An 8500-nucleotide genomic window follows, 5' to 3' on the forward strand; every position below is an offset into this window, starting at 1 on the left:
ATGAGAATCAAACAAAAAGCAGAAAGAAACAAGTTTATAATCTTTTTCAATTTGAATAATGTTTTATAATGAATCAATGGCGTAAAGTTACTCAAAATATAATTAAATCATTTAGTCATCGCGATAAGTGCACCATAAAACTTATTAAAAGTTTTGTGAAATATATGCTGAAAAGTAATAGGTTTGCGCTGTTAGAAAATAATTTTTTTATAAAATAATAACGATGTCTTTAACTATTGTAGGCTCTATGGCTTTTGATGCTATTGAAACGCCTTTTGCAAAAACAGATAAAACTATTGGGGGGTCCGGTATCTATTGCGCTTATGCCGCCAGCAATTTTACTAGCCAAATTAATCAGGTATCCATTGTTGGATATGATTTTCCGAAGGAAGAAATGACCGATTTGAATAAGTTAGGTGTGAACACGGCCGGTGTAGAAATTGTTCCCGATAAAAAATCTTTTTTCTGGAGTGGTAAATATCATTTGGATATGAACACACGCGACACGTTGATTACCGAATTAAACGTGTTAGCTGATTTCAATCCTATCCTACCAGAAAGTTATCAGACAACCGAATATTTATTGCTCGGTAACTTAGCACCGGTTGTCCAAAAAGCGGTCATTCAACAACTAAAAATACGCCCTAAATTGATTGTATTGGACACGATGAATTTTTGGATGGAAGTGGCTTTAAATGATTTACATGAGGTGTTGAAAATGGTTGATGTTTTGGTCGTAAACGATAGCGAAGCGCGTCAGCTAACCGGAGAATATTCAATTGTCAAAGCTGCCAAAAAAATTCTAACAATGGGACCCAAACATCTTATTATTAAAAAGGGAGAACACGGGGCATTGCTTTTTCATAATGATGCAATATTCTTTGCGCCCGCATTGCCAATGGAAGATGTCTTTGATCCCACAGGCGCCGGTGATGCTTTTGCCGGTGGCTTTGTAGGTTATTTGGCTAAGACTGATGATTTATCCTTTGAAAATATGAAAACGGCGATTATTATGGGTTCGGTAACAGCTAGTTTCTGCGTTGAGAAGCTCGGTGCAGAACGGTTGAAGACAATTACACCCCAAGACGTGACTGCCCGCGCCAAACAATTCCTGGCACTAACCGATTTTAAATTAGTTTAAATATTTTTAGTCTATTTCTCCGCTTTGAAATATTGGTGCATTTGCCGATGTTGAAGCGGAGATTTTTTCGTAAGCAATTTAAAGTGTCGGTTAAAGTTAGAGAAATTATAAAAACCACTTTCATAACAAATATCGGCAACAGGGTGGTCTGTCTCTGCCAGTAGCCTACAGGCATGATTGATACGCACTTCCGTAAGAAAAGTAGAAAAACTTTTTTGAGCTCTAGATTTAAAAAATCTGCAAAAAGAATGTGGGCTGATATGCGCCACATCCGAGATTTCCTGTAATGAAATTTTTTCTTGAAAATGTTGGAGGATGTATTGGTACACATTATTCATGCGCTCAGATTCGTTACTGTTTTCTGCCCAGTTATGCGTTTCAGCAGTGCTTAAAATTGTTTTTGTACTATGGGTGTTGCAGGCAGCATTTAATATTTGTAATAATAAAATAATACGTTCTGAATCCTTCGCGACCGTCAATTGCTTTAATAATTTTGCAATGACCAATTTTGCCTTGCCAGTAATAATGATACCTTGTTTAGCTCTTTGCAATAGTTGTGAAAGAGCTTTATTTTCCGGCATCTCCCAAAAAAAAGTACCTAATGCATCTCGTGAAAAATGAAGCACATCTGCCTGAGCAAAAAAAAGTGATTCTTTTTGATAATATTCTTCGTCACAGCGCCACAAATGAGGTAAGTTGGCACCTACCAATATCATATCGCCGGAAGAAAAACGTGCAATATCGTTGCCAATAAATTGTGTACCCCTGCCTTTTAAAATATGCACCAATTCCAATTCAGGATGGTAATGCCACTTGTCGTAAAAAAAAGCGACCTTATCGTGGCGGACACTAAATGAGAAAGCGGGATTGCTTGATATTTTTAATAATTGAGGTTTCATTGAATTATAGACTACAATTTACTTCGATTTTTTTTATACCTTTCACAATAAACGCTTTTTAATTTATAATTGGGAATTTTTAAATAAACTTGTGTAAACTTTGTTCAATAAAAAGCATCGAAACGAATAGTTTTTAGGATAACAAAATTAATAGACTCCTTTTTGGGGACCAAAAAATAAAAACAAATAGATGAAAAAAATAAGCTTAATTATTTTGTGTAGCCTGCCATTGGCGTTGTTAGCTCAAAGCAATTTCAATATTTCTGGAAATGTACGCGGCGTAAATCCTTCTGTCGAAAAGGTGTATATTTCTTATGCTGCAAATGGACAAAATGTAATCGACAGCGCGAGTGTTATAGGAAACCGTTACCGTTTTGACGGCATTATTAATGAACCTACGCGTATGGATTTACGTGCGGCTTATCGGCAAAAGGATAATGAGAAGCCGGAGATGTCACGCGATTTACTGACTATTTTTATAGAGCCCACGAATATAGAGATAAAAAGTACTGATTCTTTCTCAAATGCGACTGTTACAGGATCTCGTGCGAATGTCGAATTTCAAAAATTACAATCAGCTGCAAAACCTTTTGAGAATAGGGCTTCCGCATTAATGGGAAAAGCAGAAATGTTTAAGAAAGAAAAAAATAGTTCGGCATTAGAATCTACCGAAGGTCAATTGGAGACATTGCAATCGCAAATGAAAGAGGCGGTGTATGCGGATTATATTAGAGAGAATCCTAATTCTCCGCTTGCTTTTTTTGCGCTCCAACAATATTCCGGAGCGGTTATTCAAAATCCGTCAAAAGTAGAAGCATTATTTAAGTTATTGCCTGCAACCCTTCAGCAATCAAGAGACGGGCAGAGGATGCACGTTTTAATTGAGATGGCTAGGCTTGCAGACGTAGGAAAGATGGCGCCTGCTTTTACACAAAGCGATGCCGATGGAAATCCTGTTTCCCTTACTTCCTTTAAAGGAAAGTATGTGTTGGTTAATTTTTGGGCTAGTTGGTGTGGTCCCTGTCGTGCGCAAAATCCCGAATTGACGAAATTGTACGATCGATATAAAAATGACGGTTTTGAAATTATAGGTGTATCATTAGATAAACCCGGTGAAAAAGATGAATGGCTAAAAGCGATACAGGATGACGGTTTGACGTGGACGCAAGTTACTGATTTGCGTTTTTGGAGCAATGCTGTAGCAAGGCAATACGGTGTGGTGGCGCTCCCACAAAACTTTTTGATAGATGAAAATGGGAAGATTATTGCAAAAAATTTAAAAACGGATCAACTATCCAGAAAATTAAAATCCATTTTTGGAAATTAGTGAAAAATGAGAAAGTCCGCAACACAATTAACTATTGTATTGCGGATTCTGTGATAATGCGCTAATATCTTCTTCACTGTAATCTTTTATTACGTTGTATAAAGTGTCGCGTTCAATAGGCTTGCGACCTGCTTGTTTAATCAACGCAACTAGTTCAGCAGTTGACAAAGAGGGTTTTTGTTCTTCACTTCCTGCCATTGAATAAATTTTTGTCGTATCATCAATTGTCCCGTCCAAATCGTCAACGCCGAAACTTAAAGTAAGTTGCGCGTTTTGCCTACCCAACATTGGCCAATAGGCTTTCATGTGTGGAAAATTATCTAGATACAAACGGGATATAGCATATAATCTCATGTCTTCTACCACGGAACTTTCCGGTATATTGGACATGTCATTATTGCCATTTCTAAATTTCAAGGGAATGAAAGTGTTGAAGCCTCCGGTTTCGTCTTGCAGTTGGCGCAAACGTTCCATATGGTCAATTCGATGTTCGAAATTTTCGATATGTCCAAAAAGCATGGTTGCGTTGGAATGCATGCCCAGATTGTGTGCAACCCGATGAATGTTTAGCCAGCCTTCGGTTCCTACCTTATCGTGACAAATCTTTTGGCGAATGTCTTGATGAAAGATTTCTGCGCCTCCACCCGGTAATGATTGCAAGCCTGCCTGCTGCAATAGTTTCATGCCTTCTTCAGTGGAAACTTTTGCCTTACGAAACATATAATCCAATTCAACGGCTGTATATCCTTTGATATGTAATTCTGGGCGGTGCGCCTTTATTTTCTTCATTAATTTAATAAAGAATTCCATGGTTAATTTTGGATGTACACCTCCTACTATATGTATTTCTGTTACCGGTTTACCATCGTAACTTTTTACAATATGCATTATTTGATCTTCAGACAATTCCCACCCTTCATCACGGTTCTTGTATAACCGGGAATAGGAACAAAATGCGCAGGTAAACACGCATACATTAGTAGGTTCAACATGAAAATTCCGATTAAAATAAGTATTGTTACCATGTTTTTTTTCACGTACATAATTGGCTAAAGTGCCAACAAAACCCAGGGACGCTTTTTCAAAAAGCGTGACACCTTGCTCAAAACTTAATCTTTCTTCGTTTAATATTTTGTAACCAATATTTTTTAATGCCGTATCTTTTTCTGATTGTATTAATGCTTCCACTCCTTGGCTCAACGTTTCCTGCATATCATTTTTTTTAGGTTACAAATTTACGGTTAAATATGAAAAATGAAATGTGAATACTAAAACTTATTCTTTTTGCTGCGTAAGCCTTACTGATTTATTAACTTTATTTTCTTTTTCTTTTAATCTTCCCGCTTCATTTAAAGCTTTGTTGAGCAAATATTCAATCTGCCCGTTTATGCTCCGAAAATCGTCGGCTGCCCATGCGGCTAACGCTTTGTGGGTGGCGGAATCAATGCGTATTATTAAATTTTTTTTCTCGTTCACACCTCAATATTTTTTGAATTATTGATAAAGGGTTCCTGTGTTCATTATCGGAGTGGCCCCTCTTTCGCCACAAAGCACGACTAAAAGATTGCTTACCATAGCAGCTTTTTTATCATCGTCCAGATCTACTATTTGTCTTTCAGATAATTTGTTTAAAGCCATTTCTACCATTCCTACTGCACCTTCCACGATTTTAGTTCTTGCAGCTACGATGGCGGTGGCCTGTTGTCTTTGTAGCATCGCTCCGGCTATTTCTGAAGCATAGGCCAGGTGGCTAATGCGTGCCTCCTTTATGATGATTCCTGCCGGAGCTAAACGCTCTGATAGTTCTTTTTCTAAAATTTCATTCACCTTTGAGCCGCCCTCGCGTAAGGTGATCGAAGCATTCTCATCTTCCAAATTGTCATAAGCAAAACTTCCGGTTAATAAGCGCACTGCAGCTTCACTCTGTGTTTTTACATAACTATCGTAATTCTGGACATCATAAGCAGCCTTATAAGTGTCACCTACTTGCCAAACGATTACGGCCCCAATTTCGATGGGGTTGCCCATTTTATCGTTTACTTTTAATATTTGTCCTTGCAAGTTGTTAGAGCGTAGGCTAATGCTGACCGAAGTATAAAACGGGTTAACAAAGAATAAGCCGTTTTCTTTTACAGTGGCAACGTATTTGCCAAAGAAATTCAATACCCTGGAGTGATTGGGACTGATAACCAGCAGACCCTTTAGTATAAAAATCGCTATAGCAATGCAAAGAAAACCAAGGACCATAAAGAATGTTTCGTTATTTGCATTTGCAAATATAATAATGCTTACTATTACCAAAAATACGGCAATAGACAAGGCTACAAAGCCGGATATGGGTTTAATAATCTTTTCCATAGTTATAATTTTATGATATAAATTTGATATCAAATCTATATAACTATTCTGAGCTTCCCAAATATATTATTTCACTTCAAATTTGTTGCTTTCTTTAAGTTTGCCATTTTCAAAAAGTTCATATGGATACCATCCGGGGCGCAGAAAACTACTTTTGTTTAGAATAATTTCGGCGTAATCGAAATGACTTATCTTAAAAAAGATAGTGTGGCCGTCAAGTTGGTAAATATTCATAGAGAAGGCATCTAAATTATTTTGCGGTAAACGTATTACCACATTCCCATCCGCATTCAAAAATAAATAATTAGAAACTTGTGTAAGACTACTTGTAGGGGATTTTACAATAGCTGCTATTGAGTTATATTTTTTATATAAAACGGTATGTGCATCGATAAAAAATAAACTATCTGATGTATTGTATAAAACGGAATCTCGTAATTTTTGAAGTTGTTTAATCGTAAGCTCCTTTGTTTCATCGCCTTGCAATACAACATTTTTGTCCCCGTCTAATTTACCAATTAATCCCTCTGATATATAACCGGATGATATTTTTTTCGCCTTCGTGAAAACGTAGTTACCTTGCTTGGTTGTATAATAAATACGGTAATATATTTCTCCGGGAAAGGGATGGTTATCGGTATAAGCATTTACTGTTAATGCCGCATTGGGAGAAGCATAAATAGTGCGAAAGCCTCTTACACTGTCGCCGGAACGTTGAATATTTAAAATGGAAATATTATCGCCAAAATTGTTGCGCCAAGAAATAATGGGGTGGTTTTGTACACCTTTCTTTACAGAGAAATCAGGTAAGACTTCTTGCGCAAAACAGCTATTGCCAATAGAGAATAGGATGACTAAGAGTAAAATGTATTTCGGCATATATTTAATTGTCTAAGAAAATTTGAAGGCCAAAGGAATTGTAATATTAATCCTTTGTTTTTGGTGTGGCAAAAGTAATGCAAATATTGTATGAGTGGTAGCCTCTTTAAGGCTTGATCTTCAATAAAGTAAAGTGCCGGGAGCTAACGACAAATTGCCCTGTAAACCGCCTGTATGTATGAATAATACTGTGCTTCCAGAAGGAATTGTATTTTCTTTTGATAAAGAATGCAGGGCATAAAAAGCCTTGGCGGTGTACACGAAATCTAACGGAAGATTAACATTGGTAAAAGTTTCGTTCATAAAATCGAGGAGCATCTGGGTTTTCCTGGCGTAGCCGCCAAAATGAAAATTATGTAATAACTCAAAGTTCTTTTTCGCTTCTTCTATTGAAAGTAAAGAATCAATTTGAGCCAGGAGTGCAGTATTATTTTTCATTACGCTAATACCATATAATTTTTGGTGAGGCAACATCTTTTTTATGATGCCAGCCATGGTTGTGCCTGTTCCTACCGCTAAGATAATATGCGAATATTTTTGTAAATCAATTTGCTCAAACATGTCGCCAACGCCTTTTGTCCCGAGTATGCCAAAGCCACCTTCATCAATCCAGAAAACGTCTTGGAATTTATTTTTCAACGATGTTTTCTCCTGATAATCGCCGCGCGAAACGAAATGTAGCTGCATCCCATAACTGATTGCATTTTGCAAAGTATGGGAAAGTGTAGCGGGTTTTTCTCCGCGAATGATACCGATGCTTTTAATGCCAGCTTCCTTTGCAGCAAAGGCAGTCGCGACAATATGGTTTGAGAACGCACCTCCAAAAGTGGCAATGGTATCAAAGCTTTCTTTTTTTGCTTCTTGCAAATAATATTTCAATTTGAACCACTTGTTGCCGCTTATCACCGGATGTAGTGTATCTAAACGCAGGACACCTACTTTTACTTTGGTGTTAGAAAAAGAATCAAAAGGTATCTGTTCGAGTGTTGGCGAAGAAAACATGATTAAAATTTAATTGGCTGTAAAACGATAATATTTTAGTTTCGCCAAAGTTTAAATAAAAAAATTGTTTTATGACAAAACCTACATTGGTAATTTTGGCTGCAGGCATGGCCAGCCGCTACGGAAGCTTGAAACAAATACAGTCTTTTGGGCCTTCAGGCGAAACGATTATTGAATATTCTATATATGATGCTATCCGTGCCGGATTTGAAAAAGTGGTTTTCATTATTCGGGAAGACTTTTTGCAGGATTTTAAAGATATTTTCGAAGAAAAGCTGAAAGGTAGGATCGAAATTGATTTTGTTTTTCAAAAAATGGATGCATTTACCGAAAATTTTTCTATTCCCTCCAATCGCACAAAACCTTTTGGTACAGCGCAAGCCATTCTTTGCTGTAAAGGAAAAATTGATGCGCCTTTTGCTGTAATTAATGCGGATGATTTTTATGGAGCAGAAGCTTTTGAAAAAGCATATACATTTTTGAAAAGTAAAGTAGGGGATAATGTGTACGGCTCTATTGCCTATAAGTTAAAGAATACTTTGAGTGATAATGGTAGTGTAAGTCGTGGACAAATATTCACCAATTCAAATGGTGAAATGACCGGCATTGAAGAGCGTCTGAAAATATATAAACAAGGGGATAAAATTGTATATGAAGATGGAAATGATTTAGTAGAACTTGGACCTGATACGCAGGTGAGTATGAATTTCTTTTGCTTCGCACCAAGTTTTATAGACCTTTGCGAAAGCGAATTTCAACCTTTCTTGGAAAAAAACATTGAAGATATCAAATCTGAATTTTTAATGCCAAAAGTTGCAGATACATTTATCAAGCAGAACAATGGCGTGATTGACGTTATTACGACCGATGCAAAGTGGTTTGGCGTTACTTACA

9 protein-coding genes are annotated in these 8500 nt (G+C 36.9%); 3 read left to right on the plus strand and 6 right to left on the minus strand.

Annotated elements, in window-relative coordinates:
• Positions 1 to 223 precede the first annotated feature (223 nt).
• Positions 224 to 1141 (plus strand): PfkB family carbohydrate kinase, encoded by a 918-nt coding sequence (locus tag ACQR30_RS01210; RefSeq protein ID WP_429730106.1) that lies wholly within the window; start codon positions 224 to 226, stop codon positions 1139 to 1141.
• 11 nt (positions 1142 to 1152) lie between these two features.
• Here ACQR30_RS01210 and ACQR30_RS01215 read toward each other — a convergent pair whose 3' ends face one another.
• Positions 1153 to 2040, minus strand: a complete 888-nt coding sequence (locus ACQR30_RS01215; RefSeq protein WP_429730109.1) for an AraC family transcriptional regulator — start codon at positions 2038 to 2040, stop codon at positions 1153 to 1155.
• 190 nt (positions 2041 to 2230) lie between these two features.
• Here ACQR30_RS01215 and ACQR30_RS01220 point away from each other — a divergent pair, with 190 nt between their 5' ends.
• A complete protein-coding gene (locus ACQR30_RS01220) occupies positions 2231 to 3367 on the plus strand; it encodes a redoxin domain-containing protein (protein WP_429730112.1) in 1137 nt (378 codons plus the stop codon).
• 27 nt (positions 3368 to 3394) lie between these two features.
• On the opposite strand, the gene mqnE is transcribed toward ACQR30_RS01220, so the two are convergent.
• The 5 genes from mqnE to ACQR30_RS01245 form a co-directional block, all read right to left on the minus strand.
• Positions 3395 to 4579 (minus strand): aminofutalosine synthase MqnE, encoded by a 1185-nt coding sequence (mqnE, locus tag ACQR30_RS01225; protein WP_429730115.1) that lies wholly within the window; start codon positions 4577 to 4579, stop codon positions 3395 to 3397.
• A 63-nt stretch (positions 4580 to 4642) separates the two neighbouring features.
• Positions 4643 to 4843 carry an Arc family DNA binding domain-containing protein gene (locus ACQR30_RS01230; protein WP_429730118.1) on the minus strand — a complete coding sequence of 67 codons (201 nt, stop codon included), beginning with the start codon at positions 4841 to 4843 and terminating at the stop codon, positions 4643 to 4645.
• Between the two features lie 18 nt (positions 4844 to 4861).
• Complete coding sequence (locus ACQR30_RS01235; protein ID WP_429730121.1) at positions 4862 to 5725, minus strand: SPFH domain-containing protein; 864 nt, start codon at positions 5723 to 5725, stop codon at positions 4862 to 4864.
• Between the two features lie 66 nt (positions 5726 to 5791).
• A complete protein-coding gene (locus ACQR30_RS01240; protein ID WP_429730124.1) occupies positions 5792 to 6604 on the minus strand; it encodes a hypothetical protein in 813 nt (270 codons plus the stop codon).
• 120 nt (positions 6605 to 6724) lie between these two features.
• Positions 6725 to 7606, minus strand: coding sequence for a 1-aminocyclopropane-1-carboxylate deaminase/D-cysteine desulfhydrase (locus tag ACQR30_RS01245; RefSeq protein WP_429730127.1), 882 nt, complete (start codon positions 7604 to 7606; stop codon positions 6725 to 6727).
• 71 nt (positions 7607 to 7677) lie between these two features.
• Here ACQR30_RS01245 and ACQR30_RS01250 point away from each other — a divergent pair.
• Positions 7678 to 8500, plus strand: an 823-nt coding sequence (locus ACQR30_RS01250) for a sugar phosphate nucleotidyltransferase (protein ID WP_429730130.1), incomplete at its 3' end; no start/stop codon positions are given.

This window comes from Arachidicoccus sp. (genome assembly GCF_050436765.1).
In the GTDB taxonomy this organism is placed as follows: Bacteria; Bacteroidota; Bacteroidia; order Chitinophagales; family Chitinophagaceae; genus Arachidicoccus.